The organism is Streptomyces sp. NBC_00647, from assembly GCF_045207245.1.
In the GTDB taxonomy this organism is placed as follows: domain Bacteria; phylum Actinomycetota; class Actinomycetes; order Streptomycetales; family Streptomycetaceae; genus Streptomyces.
In genome coordinates this window covers 4,166,516-4,185,454 of the sequence record NZ_CP109040.1, presented here as the reverse complement: position 1 = coordinate 4,185,454, position 18,939 = coordinate 4,166,516, and the positions used below count along the sequence as shown (strand labels likewise).

The 18,939-nt window shown below is 70.2% G+C and carries 17 protein-coding genes and 1 tRNA gene; 5 read left to right on the top strand and 13 right to left on the bottom strand.

The window, feature by feature from the left end:
- The first annotated feature begins 18 nt into the window (after positions 1-18).
- Positions 19-846: a serine/threonine protein kinase gene (locus OG788_RS18260; RefSeq protein ID WP_406372076.1), complete on the top strand. Its 828-nt coding sequence runs from the start codon at positions 19-21 to the stop codon at positions 844-846.
- Between the two features lie 2 nt (positions 847-848).
- Here OG788_RS18260 and OG788_RS18255 read toward each other — a convergent pair whose 3' ends face one another.
- The 5 genes from OG788_RS18255 to OG788_RS18235 all read right to left on the bottom strand — a co-directional run bounded on the left by OG788_RS18255 (position 849) and on the right by OG788_RS18235 (position 4,366).
- The gene (locus tag OG788_RS18255; RefSeq protein WP_406372074.1) at positions 849-1,376 is read right to left on the bottom strand and encodes a GNAT family N-acetyltransferase; all 528 of its coding nucleotides are present in this window, start codon (positions 1,374-1,376) and stop codon (positions 849-851) included.
- A gap of 94 nt (positions 1,377-1,470) precedes the next feature.
- Positions 1,471-1,543: transfer RNA gene (locus tag OG788_RS18250), tRNA-His, on the bottom strand.
- Between the two features lie 109 nt (positions 1,544-1,652).
- Positions 1,653-2,255 (bottom strand): oligoribonuclease, encoded by a 603-nt coding sequence (gene orn, locus OG788_RS18245; RefSeq protein ID WP_406372072.1) that lies wholly within the window; start codon positions 2,253-2,255, stop codon positions 1,653-1,655.
- A gap of 141 nt (positions 2,256-2,396) precedes the next feature.
- A complete protein-coding gene (locus OG788_RS18240) occupies positions 2,397-3,617 on the bottom strand; it encodes a helix-turn-helix domain-containing protein (protein ID WP_406372070.1) in 1,221 nt (406 codons plus the stop codon).
- Positions 3,618-3,991: 374 nt separating this feature from the next.
- Positions 3,992-4,366 (bottom strand): hypothetical protein, encoded by a 375-nt coding sequence (locus tag OG788_RS18235; protein WP_406376785.1) that lies wholly within the window; start codon positions 4,364-4,366, stop codon positions 3,992-3,994.
- Positions 4,367-4,889: 523 nt separating this feature from the next.
- On the opposite strand from OG788_RS18235, the gene OG788_RS18230 reads away from it, so the two are divergent.
- Together OG788_RS18230 and OG788_RS18225 are read left to right on the top strand one after the other, a co-directional pair.
- Positions 4,890-5,417 (top strand): universal stress protein, encoded by a 528-nt coding sequence (locus OG788_RS18230; RefSeq protein WP_266759060.1) that lies wholly within the window; start codon positions 4,890-4,892, stop codon positions 5,415-5,417.
- Between the two features lie 178 nt (positions 5,418-5,595).
- Positions 5,596-6,159 (top strand): GPR1/FUN34/YaaH family transporter, encoded by a 564-nt coding sequence (locus tag OG788_RS18225; protein WP_406372069.1) that lies wholly within the window; start codon positions 5,596-5,598, stop codon positions 6,157-6,159.
- Between the two features lie 121 nt (positions 6,160-6,280).
- On the opposite strand, the gene glmS is transcribed toward OG788_RS18225, so the two are convergent.
- Together glmS and OG788_RS18215 are read right to left on the bottom strand one after the other, a co-directional pair.
- Positions 6,281-8,098, bottom strand: a complete 1,818-nt coding sequence (glmS, locus tag OG788_RS18220) for a glutamine--fructose-6-phosphate transaminase (isomerizing) (RefSeq protein ID WP_351542068.1) — start codon at positions 8,096-8,098, stop codon at positions 6,281-6,283.
- Positions 8,099-8,112: 14 nt separating this feature from the next.
- Positions 8,113-8,370 carry a hypothetical protein gene (locus tag OG788_RS18215; RefSeq protein WP_351542069.1) on the bottom strand — a complete coding sequence of 86 codons (258 nt, stop codon included), beginning with the start codon at positions 8,368-8,370 and terminating at the stop codon, positions 8,113-8,115.
- Between the two features lie 164 nt (positions 8,371-8,534).
- On the opposite strand from OG788_RS18215, the gene OG788_RS18210 reads away from it, so the two are divergent.
- The gene (locus OG788_RS18210; protein WP_406372067.1) at positions 8,535-10,103 is read left to right on the top strand and encodes a purple acid phosphatase family protein; all 1,569 of its coding nucleotides are present in this window, start codon (positions 8,535-8,537) and stop codon (positions 10,101-10,103) included.
- Positions 10,104-10,198: 95 nt separating this feature from the next.
- Here OG788_RS18210 and OG788_RS18205 read toward each other — a convergent pair whose 3' ends face one another.
- The gene (locus OG788_RS18205; protein WP_406372065.1) at positions 10,199-11,083 is read right to left on the bottom strand and encodes a DUF4429 domain-containing protein; all 885 of its coding nucleotides are present in this window, start codon (positions 11,081-11,083) and stop codon (positions 10,199-10,201) included.
- Between the two features lie 118 nt (positions 11,084-11,201).
- Here OG788_RS18205 and OG788_RS18200 point away from each other — a divergent pair, with 118 nt between their 5' ends.
- Entirely contained in the window at positions 11,202-12,785 is a 1,584-nt protein-coding gene (locus OG788_RS18200; RefSeq protein ID WP_406372063.1) for a beta-N-acetylhexosaminidase, read from the top strand.
- 99 nt (positions 12,786-12,884) lie between these two features.
- Here OG788_RS18200 and OG788_RS18195 read toward each other — a convergent pair whose 3' ends face one another.
- From OG788_RS18195 to OG788_RS18175, 5 genes are all read right to left on the bottom strand, one after another.
- On the bottom strand, positions 12,885-14,657 hold the full coding sequence (locus tag OG788_RS18195) for an IucA/IucC family protein (RefSeq protein ID WP_406372061.1): 1,773 nt from the start codon (positions 14,655-14,657) through the stop codon (positions 12,885-12,887).
- A complete protein-coding gene (locus tag OG788_RS18190; RefSeq protein WP_406372059.1) occupies positions 14,654-15,205 on the bottom strand; it encodes a GNAT family N-acetyltransferase in 552 nt (183 codons plus the stop codon). The genes OG788_RS18195 and OG788_RS18190 overlap by 4 nt, the downstream gene beginning before the upstream one ends.
- A complete protein-coding gene (locus OG788_RS18185) occupies positions 15,202-16,479 on the bottom strand; it encodes a lysine N(6)-hydroxylase/L-ornithine N(5)-oxygenase family protein (protein ID WP_406372057.1) in 1,278 nt (425 codons plus the stop codon). Before OG788_RS18185 ends, OG788_RS18190 begins: the two co-directional genes overlap by 4 nt.
- Positions 16,463-17,905 carry a lysine decarboxylase DesA gene (gene desA, locus OG788_RS18180; protein ID WP_406372055.1) on the bottom strand — a complete coding sequence of 481 codons (1,443 nt, stop codon included), beginning with the start codon at positions 17,903-17,905 and terminating at the stop codon, positions 16,463-16,465. Before desA ends, OG788_RS18185 begins: the two co-directional genes overlap by 17 nt.
- 170 nt (positions 17,906-18,075) lie before the next feature.
- Positions 18,076-18,933: a siderophore-interacting protein gene (locus tag OG788_RS18175; RefSeq protein WP_406372053.1), complete on the bottom strand. Its 858-nt coding sequence runs from the start codon at positions 18,931-18,933 to the stop codon at positions 18,076-18,078.
- Between the last annotated feature and the right edge of the window lie 6 nt (positions 18,934-18,939).

Genomic DNA, 18,939 nt, shown 5'->3' with positions numbered 1-18,939 from the left:
TAGGGCAGGCTGGTGTCCATGGTCCTGCACCCCTTGCTCGGAGTCGATGAAGTGCCTGCCGTGGAACCGTACTTGGGCCGGGTGGGCGAGGTGTTCAGGGTGTTCGGGGATCAGGACTCGGGGTGTGTGTCGTACGGGGTGCGGCTGCTCGACGGCGCCCGGTGGTTCGTCAAGGAGGCGGTCGACGAACGCGGCCGCCGTTCACTCGACCGAGGATGGGCGTTTCACCGGGCCGTACGGCACACGGCGATCGTGCCGCAGGTCCACCGGATCGCCGTGCGCGGTGGCTGGGCGGTGGTCATGCCCTGGCGCTCGGGCGAGGTGCTGTACCACGCCATCGTGGGCGGACCGCGTGACCGTACGAGCCCCGGCAGCCCGATGTCCCGCTTCCGGTCCCTGCCCACCGCCGCCGTGCTGCGCGCCTTCGGCCGGGTCCTCGACGCGCACCTCGCCGTGGAGGCCGCCGGCCATGTCGCCGTCGACTTCTACGACGGCGCGCTGCTCTACGACTTCACCGCCGGCGCGGTCCATCTCATCGACCTCGACGAGTACCGGCCCGGCCCCTTCGTCCTCGACGACGAACGTCTGCCGGGCTCACGTCGCTTCATGGCCCCCGAGGAGTTCGTCCGCGGTGCCGTCATCGACACCCGTACGACCGTGTTCACCCTCGGCCGCGCCGCTCGGCTCCTGCTCGACGCGGGGGACGAGGAGCGCGCCTGGCGCGGGACCGGGCGGCAGCTGGCGGTCGTCGAACGAGCCACGTTTCCCGCCCCGGACGACCGCTTCGCCGACGTGCACCGCTTCGCGGCCGCCTGGCGCGCGGCCTGCGGGACCGGGGAGCGGTGAGGTCACCGTCGTACCGTCAGCTCCCAGCGGAGCTCGCCGTCCTGGAGGGTGCCGGTCGGGGAGAGTCCCGCCGCGGCGGCGACGGCGGCGGACGCGTGGTGGGCGGGGTGGACATGGGCGATCACCGTGCGGACGCCGAACGCGCCGGTCACCAGCGGGACCAGCGACCGCGCGGCCTCCGTCGCGTACCCCCGTCCCTGCCAGGGCGTGCCCACCACCCAGGCGACCTCGGCGGCCTCGCCCGAGACGGTCGCCTGGACGGTCCCGACCAGACACCCCTCCGTGCGCGCCCTGAGCACCCAGTTGCACCAGACGACGGCGGGGTCGGGAGAACCCGCGACGAGCCGTTCGTACCGTGACCGCAGTGCACCGGGAGAGGCCGGCGCCCCGCCGATGTAGGTGTGCAGCGCCGGATCGGACAGCACCTCGGCCATCTCCTCGGCGTGCTCGACCCGCAGCGGCACGAGATCGAGCCGAGAGGTACTGGCCCGGAGCGGCGCGACGGGGGAGTCGTGGTCCTCGGCCTTCACCGCACCTCCGTTCGCCCGCCGATCGCGGACCGATGGTCTCCTGGAACGCAATCAGCCGGTGACCTGTTCAACAGGTCACCGGCTGATTACTCAGGGTGAGTGACGGGACTTGAACCCGCGGCCACCTGGACCACAACCAGGTGCTCTACCAACTGAGCTACACCCACCGCGTCCGGTCTTCGGGATTTCCCTGACCGGCCGAGAAAAAGTGTACAGGGTCTGAAGGGGTGCTCGCGCACGCCTTTTTCCGGGGCCCACCAGGGCCCCGTGAAAGGCCTATTCGGCGGGCAGGACGTGCTTCGCCGCGATGGTGCGTGCGGTGTCCGAGTCGGGGCCGGGCTGCGGGACGAAGATCGCCTCGCGGTAGTAGCGGAGTTCGGCGATGGACTCGCGGATGTCGGCCAGCGCGCGGTGGTTGCCGTTCTTCTCCGGACTGTTGAAGTAGGCCCGCGGGTACCAGCGGCGGGCCAGCTCCTTGACGGAGGAGACGTCCACGATGCGGTAGTGGAGATAGTCCTCGAGCGTCGCCATGTCGCGCAGCAGGAAGCCGCGGTCCGTGCCGACGGAGTTCCCGCACAGCGGGGCCTTGCCCGGCTCCTTGACGTGCTCACGTACGTAGGAGAGGACCTGCTCCTCGGCGTCCGCCAGGGTCGTACCCCCGGCGAGCTCCTCCAGGAGACCGGAGGCCGTGTGCATCTGGCGCACCACGTCCGGCATCGTCTCCAGGGCCGCGTCCGGCGGGCGGATCACGATGTCCACACCTTCGCCGAGCACGTTCAGCTCCGAGTCGGTGACCAGTGCGGCCACTTCGATGAGCGCGTCATCCGACAGCGAGAGTCCGGTCATCTCGCAGTCGATCCACACCATGCGATCGTTCATGTGTCTCACCCTACGGCCCGCCCCGGTCGGGTGGACCCGCCCGTGCGCCCGCCGGGTCGGCGGATCGCGCCGGGGCCGGGCCCACGTGCGAAGAGGCCCGCACCCGAAGGTGCGGGCCCCGCGCGTCTTCCTGTCGCCCTGCTACGGCGCGCTGCGCTGCCCGGGCAGGCCGAGCCTGCCCGCGGCGTACAGCTCCGGGCGCTCCCGCATCGCCTCCGCGGAGAGCGACGCCGCCGCGGTGCGGCGGGTCTGCATCGGGACCGGGCCCGGGTGCTCGTGGTGCACCGACGGTGGCGGTCCGGCGTGGCCCGTCGGTCCGTCCGGCTCCGAGGAGCGGTCGGCCTGTGGCCTGCGGGCGCGGTACGCCGCCCGGTACGCCGCCGGGGACGAACCCAGCTGACGCCGGAAGTGACCCCGCAGCGCCACCGGCGAACGGAAGCCGCAGCGGCCCGCGACCTCGTCGACCGAGTAGTCGGAGGTCTCCAGGAGGCGTTGCGCCTGCAGGACGCGCTGAGTGATCAGCCACTGCAGGGGAGCGCTTCCGGTGAGCGAGCGGAACCGGCGGTCGAAGGTGCGGCGGCTCATGTAGGCGCGAGCCGCCAGTGTCTCGACGTCGAACTGCTCGTGGAGATGCTCCAGCGCCCAGGCGACGACCTCCGCGAGGGGGTCGGCGCCGATCTCCTCCGGCAGCGACCGGTCGAGATAGCGCTCCTGGCCTCCGCTGCGCCGCGGCGGGACCACCAGGCGCCGGGCGAGAGCGCCGGCCGCCTCGTTGCCGTGGTCCGTCCGCACGATGTGGAGACAGAGATCGATTCCGGCCGCCGTACCCGCCGATGTCAGGACGTCGCCGTCGTCCACGAAGAGCTCGCGGGGGTCGACGTGCACCGACGGATAGCGTTTGGCCAGCGTCGGCGCGTACATCCAGTGGGTGGTCGCCGGACGGCCGTCCAGTAAGCCGGCCGCGGCGAGCACGAAGGCGCCGGTGCACAGCCCGACTATGCGGGCGCCTTCCTCATGGGCACGGCGCAGTGCGTCGAGCGCCTCCTCCGGTGGTGGCGAGGTGATCGACCGCCAGGCGGGCACGACGACCGTGCCTGCCCTGGAGATCGCTTCCAGGCCGTGTGGTGCGGTGAGTTCCAGGCCCCCTGTGGTCCGCAGCGGGCCTTCCTCGCCGGCACACACCAAAAGGCGGTAGCGCGGCACGCCGGCGTCCTGGCGGTCAATCCCGAACACCGACAACGGTATGGAACTCTCGAAAATGGGGCCGCCGCTGAACAGCAGCACCGCGACGATCTCCTTGCGGCGTCGCCCGGACAGCTTCCGGGCCGCGGCTTCCGGCGCGGCAGTGGAGTCGTGGCTCATCCTGCTAAGCCCCCCTCGGTGGTCGCGGCTCCTCGGTTGTGTCGCTCCTGCACGTTTCCCCTCGGTCCTGCACGAGTCCCCCGCCGTAAGACAAGATCGAATCTACTGTGTCCCGTGGCGCCAAGGTGACCAGTTCGGTACTCCGCAGAATGTCGACATGGCAACTTGGCGTGAAGCATTCGATCACGAAGCGTTGCACTCGTGGGCCGTGCAGGGAAGTGCGCCTCGTGGCAGTGGCCAATCCACGTAGGGTGTGCGCGCCCTCCGTACCCCTTTCAGTGCAGGTGGAACGGGGGTTGGGGGGTCGTTCGAGCAAGGGATGCGCCACATCCAGAAGTTGGCTGAAAAGAAGCGTAAGCGTGCGCGCAAACCGGTCAGTCGACCGGCTTGTTCCCCGTACTGTGCCGACCGCCACGGTGAACTCCCGCGCCGCTTGCGCCGCGTGGGTCGGCCCCCGCCCCCGCTCCCGCTCCACTCCCGCGCCGGGCGGCTCCCTGGCCGGTCCTCCCGTGCCGTCCGCGCTGCTGCGGCGCCCGCTGCCGCACGCGCGGGCGGGACGCGTCCCGCTGCTCCTCGGCCAGGAGCGCCGCGCCCCGCTCGGACCGGCGCAGCAGGACCAGGCAGGCCCCGGTCACGGCCGCGAGACCGAGGGCCGTGCCGGCCGCGCCGGCGAGCGAGGTGCCGTACCAGAGGAGGACCACCGGGACCAGGACACAGCTGAACGCCGCCCAGCGGACCACATCGCTCACCGTGTCCGTCGCCGGCGGTGCCGGGGGACGCGATCCGGGGCGCGATCCGGACGGGGGCGTCGCGGGGGCGGCGGGGGAGGCCGAGGGAGCGGTGGAACGGGGGGCGTTGTCGGGTCCGGGCACGTGCTGCTCCCTGGTACTCACGTGCTGCTCCCTGGTGCTCCGGTGTTCTCCATGCTCTCCATGGCGGTGGCCGCGACCGGTTCAACGCGTGTTCGACCGGCCGGTCACTGCCCGGCCGGTGGTGGGTCTGTCCGGAAGAGGCGCGCGGGACCCCGTACGGCGATGGAAGTCCGGCCGCTGGTTGAACCCTGTGCAAACCGCCTGTACGGGGCAGCAACCATTGCGTTACGGGCGCCCTCTCGTGCATGCTCCCTGGAACGCCGTACAAGGCGCGCAGGATCTGGGCAGAGGAGGAGTGCCGCCGTACCCTTGGGGGTATGGGGTTGGGAAGATGTTTCCCAGACACAGCTCTGCCGATCGTTGTCGTCCCCACCACGAGGATCCAAACGCCGAGACACCCATGGCCGGTCACGAATTCTTCGATAACGCGGACCGCAAGCGCCCGCTCGCCGATCCCACGGCGGCCGAGCCCCTGGCGGCGGAAGAACCCCGCCAGCCCTGCGATCCCGCCTTCAAGCACGGCGTCGTCGTCGGTTTCGACGGTTCGACGTCCAGCGAGCGTGCCCTCGCCTACGCGATCGGGATGGCCCACCGCTCCGGCTCGGGCCTGATCATCGTCCATGTGGCCAACCGGTTGCCCACCACGGTGTGGGCGGGCTGTGAGCCGCCGGTCTTCGTCGACGTTCCCGACCACCGCACCGAGGTGCTGGGGCTGGAGCTCGCCTGCGCCGAATACCTCTCCGAGGTGCCCTGGATCCTGGTCGAGCGCGGCGGTGACATCTGCCACGAACTCGAAGAGGTGGGCCGGGAGTACGAGGCGGACGCGATCGTCGTCGGCTCCACGCACGGCATCGTCGGGCGCATCTTCGGCTCGGTCGCGGGCCGGCTGGCCAAGCGCGCCAAGCGCCCTGTCGTCGTCATTCCGTAGCGCGCGCCCGTCCCCGGTGGGACGAGCCCCTGGAACGGACGGCCTTCTGTGTGCGGTGAGTGAACCTACCCGCGCGTAGAGGTGTTTGTGCCTTTGTGAAGGGCATATACGGGACGCCGGTCCTTCAGCGGCGACCGGTACGACACAGGACGACCGCACAGCATGAAGGGAGCCCGCCGTGGACAACGACGTCTCTGCGGGAAGCACCACCACGATCGTCGGCCGACTCGCGCTCGGCGTCACCCTGCTGGCCTTCGGCCTCGGGTACACCGACCTGATCGACGGCGTGACGGCGGCCGACGCCGTATCACTGGCCCACTACGTAGGCGGCGTTGCGCTGTTCGTCGCCGGACTGCTCGCGTTCCGCGACCGTGACCCGGCCACCGGTACGGCCTTCACGGGTCTCGGCGCCCTCTGGTTCACCTGGGCCGTCTCGGCCGGTGGCCAGGTCTCCGACAACGCGGCGGGACTCTTCCTGCTGCTCTTCGCGCTCGTCGTCCTGTCGCTCGCCCTCGCGGGTGGCGACCTGCTCGGCCAGGGCACCTACGGGCTGTTCTTCGTCTCCCTGCTGCTCCTCGCCATCGGCCGGTTCGCGGACAACGCCGAACTCGCCAAGGCGGGCGGCTGGTTCGCCGTCGCGGCGGGCGCGGTCGCCTGGTACGCGGCGACGGCGGCTCTCGCCCACTGGCCCACGGCACTTCCACGACGCGCCGCCGGCCGGGGAGTGACGGCCACCGGCTGACATCGGCGCGGGCCGGAGTATTGGGCGGCTCCGGCCCTTCACGAACGATCCCCGTGCGCGGGTGGCGCGCACGGGGATCGTTCATGTCCGTTCAGTGGCAAGGGACTTGCCGGACGGGCTGCTACTCGACGGTGACCGACTTGGCCAGGTTGCGCGGCTTGTCGATGTCCCGGCCGAGCGCCAACGCCGTGTGGTAGGCGAGGAGCTGGAGCGGGATGCCCATCAGGATCGGGTCCAGCTCGTCCTCGTTCTTCGGGACGACGATCGTCTGGTCGGCCTTCTCCTGGTGCTGGTGCGCGACCGCGAGAATCTGGCCGCTGCGGGCCTTGATCTCCTCGAGGGCGGCGCGGTTCTTCTCCAGCAGGTCGTCGTCGGGGACGATCGCGACCGTGGGCAGCGCGGGCTCGATGAGCGCCAGCGGCCCGTGCTTGAGCTCCGAGGCCGGGTAGGCCTCGGCGTGGATGTACGAGACCTCCTTCAGCTTCAGGGAGGCCTCACGGGCCACCGGGTAGCCCCGGACACGGCCGATGAAGAGCATCGAGCGGGCCTCGGCGTACTGCGCGGCCAGCTTCTTGATCTCGTCCTCCTGCTCCAGGATCTCGGCGATCTGGGCGGGGAGCTTGCGCAGGCCCTCGATGATCCGCTTGCCGTCGCGGACCGACAGGTCGCGGGTGCGGCCGAGGTGCAGGGCGAGCAGCGCGAAGGCGACGGTGGTGTTGGTGAAGCACTTCGTCGAGACGACGCAGACCTCGGGGCCCGCGTGGACGTACATGCCGCCGTCCGCCTCACGGGCGATCGCCGAACCGACGACGTTGACCACGCCGAGGACCCGCGCGCCCTTGCGCTTGAGCTCCTGCACGGCGGCGAGGACGTCGTACGTCTCACCGGACTGGGAGACGGCGATGTACAGGGTGTCGGGGTCGACGACCGCGTTGCGGTAGCGGAACTCGGAGGCCGGCTCGGCGTCCGCGGGGATGCGGGCCAGCTCCTCGATCATCTGGGCGCCGATCATGCCCGCGTGGTACGAGGTGCCGCAGCCGAGGATCTTCACGCGGCGCACGGCGCGCGCCTCGCGGGCGTCCAGGTTCAGGCCACCGAGGTGGACCGTCGAGAACCGGTCGTCGATGCGGCCGCGCAGCACGCGGTCCACGGCCTCGACCTGCTCGTGGATCTCCTTGTGCATGTACGTGTCGTGGCCGCCCATGTCGTACGACGCCGCCTCCCACTCCACGGTGGTCGGCTCGGACGTCGTACGGGTGCCCTCGGTGGTGTACGTCCGGAAGTCGTCGGCCTTGAGCGTGGCCATCTCGCCGTCGTCCAGCGTGACTATCTGGCGGGTGTGGGTGACGAGCGCGGCGATGTCCGAGGCGACGAACATCTCCTTCTCGCCGATGCCGAGCACGACGGGGGAGCCGTTTCGCGCCACCACGATGCGGTCGGGGAAGTCGGCGTGCATGACCGCGATGCCGTAGGTGCCCTCTATGACGCGCAGCGCCTCGCGGACCTTGTCCTCCAGCTTCTCCTGCTGGGAGCGGGCGACGAGGTGGGTGAGGACCTCGGTGTCGGTCTCGGAGAGGAACTCGACGCCGTCGGCCTCGAGCTTCTTCCGCAGGTCGGAGGCGTTGTCGATGATGCCGTTGTGGACGACCGCGACCTTGTTGTCGCCGGACATGTGGGGGTGCGCGTTCACGTCGGAGGGGGCGCCGTGCGTGGCCCAGCGGGTGTGCGCGATGCCGGTGGTGCCGGCGAAGCGCTTGGGGACCTTGGCCTCCAGGTCCCGGACCCGGCCCTTGGCCTTGACCATCTTCAGGCCGGCCGACTTCGGGGACGTCACCACTATGCCCGCCGAGTCGTAGCCGCGGTACTCCAGGCGCTGAAGGCCTTCGAGGAGCAGCGGTGCCACGTCACGCCTGCCGATGTATCCGACGATTCCGCACATATACGTAAGGTTCCTCAGCCGTAGACGATGCGGCGCAGCTGCCTGAGCGAGAGCTCCGGCGGTGCGACCGCGCGGTATTTCAGGTCCGCCTCGATCCGTTCGAAGATCGACGCGTTCACCAGGCCCTGGGCCTGGAGTTCGCGGTGGCGGCGACGGACGTACTCCTCGGTCGTCTCGTCGAAGTAGGCGAGCACGTCCTGGACCACTCGCAGCGCCTCGCCCCGGTTCAGGGGGGTAGACCGCATCAAATGATCAACAAGTTCGTCGTGCACCCGTTGATCCTGGGGTACCGGAAGGCGATTCGCAAGAATCCTGCCCGATATCGGGCACGTGCGTGTTGAATCTCTTATGGGTCGCTGTTTGCAAGCTGTCCATCCGGTGTCTTGCCGCGCGTCGATTGCCCGGAGCAACTTCTGGAGCCATGGACACTCCACGCATGGGCGTACCCGAGCGGCTCGCCGAGAAGATGAGCATGGCCGAGCAGCACGAGTACCTCCGCGCCACGTTCTCGCGGCGCAACATGATCAGAGGCGGCGCCGTGACCATCGGTGCCGTCGCCGGCGGCGCCTTCGTGCCCGGCGTCGCACAGGCCGCCCTCCCGGCGCGGCGGACCTCCGCCCCGGCCTCGGCGGAGAAGGTCGACGGCGCCCTCGTCGCCCCCTTCGGCCGCCACCTCGCCTTCGGCAACGACCCGCGCACCGAGATGACCGTCTCCTGGCAGGTGCCGGCCGCGGTCGCCAAGCCCTACATCCGCATCGGCGCCCACCCCTGGGACCTCTCCCGCAAGATCGACGCCGAGGTCCGCACCCTGTACACCCCGGCCGGCGTGGGCGCGAGCGGCGACCACACCCAGTACTACCTGCACGCCAAGCTCACCCACCTGCGCCCCGGCAGGACCTACTACTACGGCGTCGGCCACGCGGGCTTCGACCCCGCCGCGCCCCATCTCCTGGGCACGCTCGGCACGTTCACCACGGCGCCCTCGCGCGCCGAGCCGTTCACCTTCACCGCCTTCGGCGACGAGGGTGTCGGCTACCACGGCCTCGCCAACGACGCCCTGCTGCTCGCCCAGAACCCCGCCTTCCACCTGCACGCCGGCGACATCGCGTACGCGGACCCGGCCGGCCAGGGCAAGACCGCCGACACCGGCTTCGACTCGCGCATCTGGGACCAGTTCCTCGCCCAGACCGAGACCGTCGCCAAGCAGGTGCCGTGGATGCCGGCGTACGGCAACCACGACATGGAGGCCTGGTACTCGCCCAACGGCTACGGCGGCGAGGAAGCCCGCTGGACGCTGCCGGACAACGGCCCCGACAAGGCCAGCCTGCCCGGCGTCTACTCCTTCGTCCACGGAAACACGGCGGTCATCTCGCTGGACGCCAACGACATCTCCTTCGAGATTCCGGCCAACCTCGGCATCTCCGGCGGCACCCAGACGACCTGGCTGGAGACCCAGCTCAAGAAGTACCGCGCCTCGAAGGACGTCGACTTCATCGTCGTCTTCTTCCACCACTGCGCGTACTGCACCTCCACGGCGCACGCCTCGGAGGGGGGCGTGCGACAGGAGTGGGTGCCGCTGTTCGAGAAGTACACCGTCGACCTGGTGATCAACGGCCACAACCACCAGTACGAGCGCACCGACGTCATCAAGAACAACGCGGTCACCAAGAAGCTGCCGATCGGCGGCACGGCGTACCCCGAGACCGACGGCGTCGTCTACGTGACGGCGGGCGCGGCCGGCCGCAGCCTCTACGCGTTCAGCGCCCCGCAGTCCTACGAGGGCCACGAGAACGAGGTCGAGTCCGTCGCCTCCTTCGTCAACCTCAAGGACGGCAGGCAGAACGAGACGGTCACCTGGTCGCGCGTGCGCTACCTCGACTACTCGTTCCTGCGCGTCGACGTCACCCCGGCCCCGAAGGGCCGCCTGGCCACGCTGAAGGTCCGCGGCATCGCCGAGACCGGTGAAGAGGTCGACCACTTCACGGTGGCGCGCCGGGCCAAGTAGGTCCCGGCTCCGCGGTACGCCCGGAAGGCGGGGCGTACCGCCTCCCTGGCCGGCGGCCGGCTCCCCCGAGCGGCGGTCCTCGAACGCGCCCGTTCCTACAGGCGCTTGAGGACCGCCTGCTTGGCCAGGGTGAACTCCTCGTCGGTCAGGACACCTTCTCTGTGCAGCTCGCCGAGTTCGCGCAGCCTGCGCAGCAGGGCGTCGTGGTCGGCCTCGGACGACGGCCCCGGGACCGCCGCCCGGGCCGGCTCCTCGGCCGGCGGCCGGTCCTCCACCGCCGCGGCCGGATGCGGCAGCCGCGCCTGCACGGCCGCCGCGACCAGCGCCATCAGTGGGTCCTTCTTGAAGCCCCACAGCTCCACGGAGTTGGGGTCGTACTTCGCCGGCGCCTTGGTCTCGGCGCCGCGCACGACGAAGCGCAGACAGCCGTTCTCCAGGCCGGCCGCCGGATGCCACTCGACGGCCGTGATGTCGCCGAGGGCGAGCGTGCGGGCGCCCGCCGCCGACTTCGCGTCCTCCGTCTTCCAGTTCCACTCCAGGCGTACGCGCTCGCCGTCGAAGCTCGCCGTGCCGTCACCGGCGGAGGCGGACAGCGGCACCGCCGGACCGGGGAGCAGGAAGCCGTCGACCGGGTCGGACGGCACCTGGTCGAGAAGGAGCGCGCTCCGCACCTCGTCCACGAAGTACTCGGCGACACCGAAACGGTCGGCCTCCACCGTGAGCTGGTACGGGTCGTTCGGCTCCGCGAGCCTGCCGCCCGTCGCCTGGAGCAGCGGATCGGCGCCGTCGCGCAGCCGGAGCCTGAGCCGCCCGGCCTTCCTGCCCTGCTCCAGCGAGACACTCGCCAACGCGCCGAGAGGCACGGTCAGTTCACCCAGTGCCTTGCGCAGCAGGCCGACGTTCTTGTCCCGCCCGGGGGTCAGTCGCAGAGCGTCGCCGTCGAAGATCCACGTGCCGTCCCGCTGGATGATTTCCGCCATGAGAGGGATTGTTTCACCGCGTCTGCGGGAGAGTGGTCTCGACCAATTCGAAGGGCACGGCGAAGGGCATGGCCAAGGGCAGGCCGCGGGCCTCCGCCGGCCACCGAAGGGAGCGCATGTGAGACAGCACCACAGAACGCCCCGCCTTCTCGGTACGCTGCTGCTCGTGGCGGCAGCCGGTATCTCCCTCGTCGGCGCGGCACCGCCCGCCGCGACCGTCACTCCGCTGGGCCGCGTCGTTCCGGCCCCCGCCTCGGTCGACCCGGGCGGGTCCCCGTACCGCATCACCGGTGACACCCGCATCCGCGTCGACGACTCGCGCGAGGCCCGCACGGTCGGCGCGTACCTCGCGGACATCCTGCGGCCCTCCACCGGCTACCGGCTTCCCGTCACCTCGCGGGGCGGGGGAGCGATCCGGCTCCGGCTCGGCGGCAAGGGACTGGGCACCGAGGGCTACCGCCTCGACAGCGGCCGGTCGGGCGTCACCATCACGGCCGGACGCCCCGCGGGCCTCTTCCACGGCGTCCAGACCCTGCGTCAGCTGCTGCCCGCCGCCGTCGAGAAGAAGTCCGTGCAGCCGGGGCCGTGGCTGATCGCCGGCGGCACCATCACGGACACCCCGCGCTACGGCTACCGCGGCGCCATGCTCGACGTCTCCCGGCACTTCTTCACCGTCCCCCAGGTCAAGCACTACATCGACGAACTGGCGCTCTACAAGGTCAACAAGCTGCATCTGCACCTGAGCGACGACCAGGGCTGGCGCATCGCCGTCGACGCCTGGCCGCGGCTGACGGCCCACGGCGGCTCCACCCAGGTCGGCGGCGGACAGGGCGGGTTCTACACCAAGGCCGACTACCGGGAGATCGTCCGGTACGCCGCCTCGCGCTATCTGGAGGTCGTCCCGGAGATCGACATGCCCGGACACACCAACGCCGCCCTCGCCTCGTACGCCGAGCTGAACTGCGACGGCGTCGCCCCGCCGCTCTACACCGGCACCGAGGTCGGCTTCTCCTCGCTGTGCGTGAACAAGCCGCTGACGTACGACTTCGTGGACGACGTGATCCGCGAGCTGGCCGCGATCACCCCGGGTGAATACCTCCACATCGGTGGCGACGAGGCCCACTCCACCAGCCACGCCGACTACGTGACCTTCATGGACAAGGTGCAGCCCGTCGTCGCCAAGTACGGCAAGAAGGTGATCGGCTGGCACCAGCTGACCGGGACCACCCCGGCGAAGGGCGCCATCGCGCAGTACTGGGGCCTCGACGACACCGGTGCCGAGGAGAAGGCGCAGGTCGCCCGGGCCGCGCGGAACGGGACCGGGCTCGTGCTGTCGCCCGCCGACCGGCTGTACCTCGACATGAAGTACACCGCCGACACCCCGCTCGGCCAGGACTGGGCCGGGCTCGTGGAGGTGCGCCGGGCCTACGACTGGGACCCGGGCGCCTACCTTCCGGGAGTGCCCGCGTCGGCCGTCAGGGGCGTCGAGGCGCCGCTGTGGACGGAGACGATCGTGACCTCCGCCGACATCGACGTCATGGCCTTCCCGAGGCTGCCCGGGGCCGCCGAACTCGGCTGGTCGCCCGCGTCCACGCACGACTGGGACACCTACAAGGTGCGGCTCGCCGCCCAGGGACCGCGCTGGGACGCCCTGGGGATCGGCTACTACCGCTCGCCCCAGGTCCCCTGGCCCGCGAGCTAGCCGGACCTGCCGACGGGCGCCCCGGAGGACCGTCTCCGGGGCGCCCGCCCGTCCTGGGGGGCTCCGGGGGCGTGTCCGCACCTCCCCGGAACCCGGTGCTCAGAACCCGGCGATCGGGTTCTTCAGCGTGCCGATCAGCTGGAGCGCTCCCGACGGGTCCGCCAGGTCCACCATCTGCCGGTTGTCGCGCAGCTGCAGCCGGTTGAGGCAGGACAGCGCGAACTCGGGCGCGAACATGTCGTACTGACGGAACTTGTCCTCGAGTTCGGGAGTCGCCTCCTGGTACGCGCGCACCGACTCGGCGACCGTCCGCCAGAACTCCTCCTCGCCGAGGATGCCCTCGTCCGCCAACTGGGCGGCCAGGAAGCGGAAGAAGCAGTCGAAGACGTCCGTGAAGATGGACAGCAGCTTCGTGTCCTCGGGGACCTCGACCCGGATCCGCTCGACCGCGGGCGGCAGCACCGCCTGCGGGTCCATGACCGCGATCTCCTCGGCGATGTCCTTGTAGACCGCCCGCCGCACCGCGCCGTCCTTGAGGACGAGGATGACGTTCTCGCCGTGCGGCATGTAGACGAGGTCGTACGCGTAGAAGCTGTGCAGGAGCGGGGTGAGGTAGGCGCGCAGATAGTCGCGCAGCCACTCGACCGGCGTCTGCCCCGACCGCTCGATCAGCGCTCCCGCGAACGAGGCGCCCTCGTGGTCGACATGGACGAGGGACGCCATCGTCGCCAGGGTCTCGCCGTCCTGGAGCGAGGGGACCGGACTCTCGCGCCACAGCGCGGCGAGCATCTTGCGGTACGGGGAGTAGCGGTCGGTGGCCGCCTCGTACTCCAGGTGCCGGTAGCCGACGGCCGCCCGCTCACGGATGATCGACAGACCGGTGGACTTCAGCACCGGGTCGTTCTCGACGAGCTGGGCCAGCCAGTCGTTGATGGCCGGGGTCGCCTCCATGTACGCGGCGGAAAGACCGCGCATGAAGCCCATGTTGAGGACGCTCAGCGCCGTCTTCACATAGTGCTTCTCGGGGCTGGTCGTGTTGAAGAACGTCCGGATCGACTGCTGCGCGAGGTACTCGTCGTCGCCCTCGCCGAGGCAGACCAGGCGCCGCTCGGCCACCTCGGCGGCGAAGGTCACGGACAGCTTGTTCCACCACTGCCAGGGGTGGACGGGGATGAGCAGGTAGTCCTCGGGGTCGAGACCCTGCTCGGAGAGCGTCCGGGCGAACCGGTCGACCGTCTCCGTGCCCAGCTCGTCCCGCACGAAGGACTCGTACGCGACGCCGACCCCGGCCGTGAAGGCGGCCCGCGAGCGGTGCGCCGCCAGCCAGACCAGCCGGATGGGGCTCGCGGTCTCGGGCGCGTAGGCGAGGTACTCGTGCACCCCGAAGCCGAGCCGCCCGTTGTTGGCGACGAAGCAGGGGTGGCCCTCGGTCATGCCGGTCTCGATGGCCTGGAACCCGGCGCCGGCCAGCTCGCGGACCGGGATCCGCGGCTTGGTCAGTTTGAAGCAGGTGCCGGAGAGCGTGGAGGAGATCTCCTCCAGGTAGACCGGCAGAACCTCGTCGCTCAGGCCGAGCGACTTCTTCAGCTCGATGAAGAAGTCCAGCGCGGACAGCGGGAGTTCGTTCCCGTCACGGTGCCGGGTGATCGAATCGGCGGCCACCTGCCAGTGGTCGAGGGAGCGCCGCACGGCGGTGAAGCGGTAGCGCGTCAGCCCGTCGTCGCCGCGGACCTCGTAGCGACCGTCCGGCAGACTCTCCGGGGTGATCAGCCGCTCGTGGGCGAACTCGGCGAGCGCCTTGCGGACGAGGAGGCGGTTGGCGAGTGCCCAGCGCTCGGGGGAGAGGTGGGCGACGCTGTCGGCGAGGGTCATGCCGCCACCGCCTTCGCGAACTGCTCGCGGGTGCAGAAGCTCAGCAGCGCCTTCTTCTCCGGCTTCTGGATCTCCCGCTCGGGCACGAAGCCGACGGCCTCGTTGAGGGCGTGCACGGCCGTGTTGCCCACATCGGGTTCGACGACGACCCGCTCGGTCGCCGGGTCGGCGAAGAGGCGCTCCATCACCGCGGTGATCACGGCCCGGGTGAATCCGTGCACGGGGGTGTCGCTCGGCGCGACCAGGAAGTGCATGCCGACGTCGCCCGGCTCCGGCTCGTACAGGCCGACGAGTTCGACGTACCGGGGGTCGTAGCGCTCCATCAGGAAGACGGGCTCACCGTCCAGCAGTCCGAGGAAGGCGTCGTGATGGTCACTGGCCGCGATGGCCATGTACTCGCGCTCCACGTCGTGCAGTTTCGCCTCCTGCATCATCCAGAAGGCGGCCTTGGGATGCGTCACCCATCCGTGCAGCGTGGGGGCGTCCTCGACGGGGTCGAGGGGGCGGACGGCGAAGGTGCCGATGGCGGTCGAGGTGGCGGTGGTCATACGGAGAACTCCTGGAACGCGATGGTCTTCTCGACCGGGTAGTACTCGGTGCCGAGCAGCTCGCGGATGATGTACGCGTTGCGGTACGGGCCCATGCCGAGGTCCGGCGAGGTGATCGAGTGGGTGTGGACGCCCGCGTTCTGCAGGAAGATCCCGTGCCCGGTGGTGTCGATGGCGTAGTTGCGGGCCACGTCGAAGTTGCCCTGGTCGTCGTAGCGCAGCCGGTCGCGGACCGGTGCGAGGAACTCGGGCTCGGCGTACCGGTAGCCGGTGGCCAGGATCAGGCCCGCCGAGCTCAGCTCGTAGTCCTTGCCCTGCTCCTGCTGACGCAGGCCGAGGGTGTACGTGTCCCCCTCGTGACGCACCGACTCCAGCGCGGAGTTGGTGAGGAGCCGGGCGGGGACCGGGCCGCCGAGGTTCTTCTGGTAGAGCAGGTCGAAGATCTCGTTGATCAGATCGCCGTCGATGCCCTTGAACAGACCCTTCTGCCCCGACTGGAGGCGGTAGCGGGTCGGTTCGGGCAGCGCGTGGAAGTAGTCGATGTACTCCGGGGAGGTCATCTCCAGAGTCAGCTTCGTGTACTCGAGGGGGAAGAAGCGCGGCGAGCGGGTGACCCAGTTCAGCCGGTAGCCGTGGACGTCGATCTCGCCGAGCAGGTCGTAGAAGATCTCCGCGGCGGACTGGCCGCTGCCGACGAGGGTGATCGACTCCTTGGCCTGCAGCTCCTGCTTGTGCTGCAGGTAGCGGGAGTTGTGGATGAAGTCGCCGCCGAGGTCCGCGCAGGCGTCCGGGATGTGGGGCGAGGTGCCGGTGCCGAGGACCAGGTGCCGGGCGCGGAACACCTCGCCGGCCTCCGTCCGCACGACGTACACCTCGTCCTCGTACGTCACCCGCGCGACCGTCGTGCCGAAGCGGACGCTGCTCAGCTTCGACGCGGCCCAGCGGCAGTAGTCGTCGTACTCGACACGCAGCGGGTAGAAGTTCTCGCGGATGTAGAACGAGTAGAGACGGCCGGATTCCTTCAGGTAGTTGAGGAAGGAGTACGGGGACGTCGGGTCGGCGAGGGTGACCAGGTCCGACATGAACGGGGTCTGGAGGTGCGCGCCTTCCAGGAACATTCCGGAGTGCCACTCGAAGTGCGGCTTCGTCTCCAGGAAGACGCCGTCCAGTTCGGCGATCGGCTCGGTCAGACAGGCGAGGCCGAGGTTGAAGGGCCCGAGCCCGATTCCCACGAAGTCGTAGGTCTTGTTCGTGGATTCAGCAAGCGCGGTCAAGGGACTCTCCCAGGTACTGCTCGGCGTGGCCGGCGATCAGATCGAGGACGGCGGCGATGTCGTCCGTCGTGGTCTCGGGGTTGAGCAACGTGAACTTCAGGTAGTGGCGTCCGTTGACCTTGGTGCCCGCGACGACGGCGTCACCGGAGGCGAACAGGGCCTTGCGGGCATACAGGTTGGCGCGGTCGATCTCGGCCGGGTCGGTGTCGGCGGCCGGGATGTGGCGGAAGACGAGGGTGGAGAGCGAGGGCTGCACGACGACGTCGAAGCGCGGGTCGGCGGCGAGCAGTTTCCAGCCCTCCGCGGCCAGGTCGCAGACCTCGTCGAAGAGTTCACCGATGCCGTCGGCGCCCATCACCCGCAGCGTCATCCACAGCTTCAGCGCGTCGAAGCGCCGGGTGGTCTGGAGGGACTTGTCGACCTGGTTGGGGATGCGCTCCTCGACCATGCGGCGCGGGTTGAGGTACTCCGCGTGGTAGGTGGCGTGGCGCAGCGTCGAGGCGTCCCGGACCAGCAGGGCCGAGGAACTCACGGGCTGGAAGAAGGACTTGTGGTAGTCGACCGTGACGGAGTCGGCCCGCTCGATGCCGTCGATGCGGTTCCGGTTCTTCAGCGAGGCGAGCAGTCCGCAGCCGTAGGCCGCGTCCACGTGCATCCAGGCGCCGAACTGGGAGCACAGTTCCGCGATCTCGGGCAACGGGTCGATGGAGCCGAAGTCGGTGGTGCCCGCGGTGGCGACGACGGCCATGGGGAAGAGGCCGTCCTGCTCGCAGCGCTCCAGTTCACGGGCGAGGGCGACGGTCTGCAGGCGCTTGTCGTGGTCGACGGGGATCGAGATGACGGCGTCGGCGCTCAGGCCGAGGAGTTTGGCCGACTTCCTGACGCTGAAGTGGCTGACCTCGGAGGCGAAGATGCGCAGGTCGGCGAGGTGGTCGGTTTTGGCCTCCTCGCGTGCCAGCAGCAGCGCCTGGAGGTTGGACTGACTGCCGCCGCTGGTGAACACGCCGTCGGCGGAGGGTCCGAAGCCCACGCGCTCGTTCGTCCAGTCGATGAGCTTGCGCTCGATCAGGGTGCCGCCGGCCGACTGGTCCCAGGTGTCCAGGGAGGAGTTGACGGCGGAGAGGACGGCCTCGCCGAGCACGGCCGGGATGACGACCGGGCAGTTGAGGTGGGCGAGGTAGCGCGGGTGGTGGAAGTAGATCGCGTCCCGGAGGTAGACCTCTTCCAGCTCGTCGAGGACGGCCGTGGTGTCGTGCAGGGGCCGGTCGAGGTCGATGCCGTCGATGCGGGGGGCGAGGTCGTCGACCGTGACACCCGTGAACGGGCGTTCGGTGGTGGCGAGTTTGGCAGCCACCCGCTCGACGCCTTCGGTCACGGAGCGGCGGTACCGGTCCGCGGTGGTGTCGTTGAGCAGGTGCGAGCGCATGTGGGGGTCCTCCGTGCGGGGGAGAGTCCGAGCGGGACAGGAGAAAGGCCGGAGTCGCGAGGTTCGACTTAGGTTAGCCTAACCTAAGATCACGTGCTTCGCCCTGCCCCCGTCTTTCGTGACGTACGCCTCGTTCCGGAGCGCCGGAGGGAGTGCCTCGGTCCCGCGAACTACTCGCCCTGCTCCCGCAGTTGCTCCTCGCTCAGCCCCTGCCGCCAGTAGCCCACGAAGGTGACCCGCCTGCGGTCGATGCCGCGCTCGCGCACGAGATGGCGGCGCAGTTCCTTCACGCGGCCGGACTCGCCCGCGATCCAGGCGTACGGGGCCTCGGTGGGCGGGAGTTGAGCGGCCCGCAGGGCGTCGAGGGCCGACGGGGCGCCCCCGGCGCCGTGCTCGTCCCGTACGAGCCAGGTGATCTCGGCGTCGGCCGCGGTCGCCAGATCCTGGATGTCGCCGGGGTGATGGACCTCCAGCCAGGCCCGGACGCGCAGGCCCGCCGGGAGCGATTCGAGGATCGCGGAGACCGCCGGGACGGCCGTCTCGTCGCCCCACAGGACGACGAGGTCGGTGTCCGCGGGCGGCCGGAAGCGGATGGCCCGGTTGTCCTCGACGGCCGGGCCGAGCAGCACGACACGGTCACCGGCCCGCGCAGCGGACGCCCAGCGCGAGGCGGGCCCCGCGGGGACGGCCGCGCCCGGCTCCATGCCGTGCAGCGCGAAGTCGATGTCGATCTCGTCGGGGTCGCGGCGCAGGGAGCGCAGGGTGTACGAGCGCATCACCGCCCGTACGTCGTCGGGCAGTTCACGCCAGCCCTGCCACCAGCCGTCGCCCAGTTCGACCGGCACGGCCGGTTCGCCCTGGCCGGGGTGCGGCAGGAAGAGGGACAGGGACTGGTCGCGTCCGTCGGAGTGGAACGCGCGCAGATCGGACCCCGCGAAGGTCACCCGGACCAGAGACGGGCCGAGCCGCCTCGTCCGTACGACCCGGAGGGAGAAGAAACGGAACGGGGCGGCTACGGCCGTCGTCATTAGTGC

Coding starts and splice junctions, on each gene's coding strand:
- glmS (WP_351542068.1), bottom strand. CDS start 8,098: ATGTGCGGAATCGTCGGATACATCGGCAGGCGTGACGTGGCACCGCTG.
- OG788_RS18210 (WP_406372067.1), top strand. CDS start 8,535: ATGGGCGTACCCGAGCGGCTCGCCGAGAAGATGAGCATGGCCGAGCAG.
- OG788_RS18190 (WP_406372059.1), bottom strand. CDS start 15,205: ATGACCACCGCCACCTCGACCGCCATCGGCACCTTCGCCGTCCGCCCC.
- desA (WP_406372055.1), bottom strand. CDS start 17,905: ATGCGCTCGCACCTGCTCAACGACACCACCGCGGACCGGTACCGCCGC.
- OG788_RS18260 (WP_406372076.1), top strand. CDS start 19: ATGGTCCTGCACCCCTTGCTCGGAGTCGATGAAGTGCCTGCCGTGGAA.
- OG788_RS18175 (WP_406372053.1), bottom strand. CDS start 18,933: ATGACGACGGCCGTAGCCGCCCCGTTCCGTTTCTTCTCCCTCCGGGTC.
- OG788_RS18240 (WP_406372070.1), bottom strand. CDS start 3,617: ATGAGCCACGACTCCACTGCCGCGCCGGAAGCCGCGGCCCGGAAGCTG.
- OG788_RS18230 (WP_266759060.1), top strand. CDS start 4,890: ATGGCCGGTCACGAATTCTTCGATAACGCGGACCGCAAGCGCCCGCTC.
- orn (WP_406372072.1), bottom strand. CDS start 2,255: ATGAACGATCGCATGGTGTGGATCGACTGCGAGATGACCGGACTCTCG.
- OG788_RS18205 (WP_406372065.1), bottom strand. CDS start 11,083: ATGGCGGAAATCATCCAGCGGGACGGCACGTGGATCTTCGACGGCGAC.
- OG788_RS18195 (WP_406372061.1), bottom strand. CDS start 14,657: ATGACCCTCGCCGACAGCGTCGCCCACCTCTCCCCCGAGCGCTGGGCA.